At 27.3% G+C, this 2182-nt stretch carries 2 protein-coding genes; both read left to right on the top strand.

The window, feature by feature from the left end:
• Positions 1–466: 466 nt before the first annotated feature.
• Positions 467–1444: a hypothetical protein gene (locus tag H2650_RS15640; protein ID WP_188051761.1), complete on the top strand. Its 978-nt coding sequence runs from the start codon at positions 467–469 to the stop codon at positions 1442–1444.
• A gap of 2 nt (positions 1445–1446) precedes the next feature.
• The gene (locus H2650_RS15635; RefSeq protein WP_188051760.1) at positions 1447–2052 is read left to right on the top strand and encodes a hypothetical protein; all 606 of its coding nucleotides are present in this window, start codon (positions 1447–1449) and stop codon (positions 2050–2052) included.
• The last annotated feature ends 130 nt before the right edge of the window (positions 2053–2182 follow it).

The following is a 2182-nucleotide window of genomic DNA, read 5'->3' as shown; positions in this document are numbered from 1 at the left end:
GCAGAATTACATTGCATTTTGGAATTTTAAATTTTTTACAAAGTGAATGGAAAAGTTGGAATATTTTGCGGAATTGCATTGCATATTGGAATTTTAAAATTGGAACTAAAAACCGAAATTAACCTAAAAATAGAATCGTAAAAATTGGAATTTAAAACAAAAAATATTTTTTCAGTTTAGCGCGGTAAAATAAAAGGTTGGAATTTGAAAATTGGAATATATAGCCGAACTGAATCGGTAACTAGAATGGCAGAATATGATAAATATTATTACGTTGCCTAACAGCCGTTTGGCAAGATTGCGAATTTTCCAGTAAATTCATGTTTTGCTTTCGCAAGATATTCTATCTTAGCCGAAAGAACTCGGTTACGAAGTTCGCAACCTCGCCAAGCGCCAAGACGTTGTAGGCTAGTTTACCTCAAAATTCCGCATAAAAAGACCAAAAAACTAAACCAAAAATCAAAAGATGAATAAACCAGAAAGTGTTAGATTAGAAGTTTTTAAATTCAATTTGAGTCCGAGAAAATCATATAAAGGAACGAATTCTTTTAGAGATTTATTTATAAAAAGAACAGAAGAACCTGCAAATATAGAAAACACAAAATTATATTCTAGTTTCTTCAAGCATATGATTTCAATTTTGGATAGTGAATATAAAGTTGTGAGAAACAAAGCTTTTACACTTATTAATGAAAATAATCAAACTAGTTTTAGCGCACCAAAAAATATCATATATGGAGTTTTGGAAGGTGGACAAATGGGAGAAGGAAAAACTAGACGTAAATTAAAAAATAAAACTAATTCAAATTCCTTGGACGGGGACGTAATTAATGATAAATATTTCTTTTATATTTATGCACCATTGAATGACAGTAATGGATATATTATGTTTCAAATTTATCAACAAGATAATATTAGAGAAGAATTTATGAGCTTCATTTTTAAAGAAATATACAAAAATGATACAGATTATAATATGCCCAATTATGACGTTTTCATCCCTCAATCAATAAAAGATGAATTTAAAAGCTCTGCTAAAGTTAAAGAATTGAAATTTACCGAAACTATTTTATCTACGGAAATTGAAAAATCTGCGAGTTTTATGTCTATAAACGAAAGTTATAAAATCGAAATAAAAATCACTCCTGTTAAAAGCAAAATACAAATGTCTTTACTAGATACATTAGTTCAACCATTTTTGAAAAAAACCTTTAATGGTATTGGGTTAGATAATTTTGACAAAAAAAATGTAGTTTTAAAAAATAATAAAAAAACAGCAACATTTGAAATGGATGGTGCAGGAGATATAATGCCTCGAATATATTTAAAAGGAAAAATCCCTATAAGCCAATTTGGTGTTCCTGATTTTGATGAGCTAAAAAAATATTGCGATGGAATATTAGAGGGAATATTATCCGAGCAACCTAAAGTAAAAGAAATATAATTATGTTTTTAAACATAAAAAATATAAAAATTAATGCGAAAAAATCATTATACACAAATATTAATGGTGATGAAGAAAAATGGAGTTATGCTTACATTTTTGTCAAAATAATTATTCCAATTATTAGTTGTTTAATTGTATATATCAATCAAGACAAATTAATGGAAGACCCAAAAGTGATAGTAATGTTGTTATCACTTTTTTCAGGATTAATGTTTGGAGTTTTAATTAAAATTCCAGACAAATTTAAAGATTTAGAACCTAAAGAGAATGAAACAAAACTTGATGAAACTAAAAGAAAACAGATAAAAAATTATCTAAAACTTTTTATGTATTCTTTGTCATATTCCATTTTGGTTGCTCTTTTTTCAATTTTTTTCGTTATTTTAAACTCGTTTTTTCCAAGTTTAATAGAATTAGACTTAACCAAATATAAGGTAATAGAAGATATCAAACAATTAGATTTATTAACAACACTTTTATTAATTATAATAATTTTTTACCGCATATTATTAGTAAATTATCTTTTGAACTTTCTATTTTTTATATTTAGAGCTGTAACAAATTTATACGAATTTATGCTCTATGAGTTCAGTAAAATTAAATAAAAAACCAGCCTACAACAGCCGTTTGGCGAGATTGGGGTTTTAGTGGAATTAGCGTTTTTTATCATATCTTCGTTTCGGCAGAAAATACTCTGCTATAAAGTCCCCAACCTCGCCAAGCGCCAAGACGTTA

It is taken from the genome of Flavobacterium sp. GP15 (assembly GCF_014281985.1).
In the GTDB taxonomy this organism is placed as follows: domain Bacteria; phylum Bacteroidota; class Bacteroidia; order Flavobacteriales; family Flavobacteriaceae; genus Flavobacterium; species Flavobacterium pygoscelis.
This window is presented reverse-complemented; position numbering and strand designations above follow the sequence as displayed.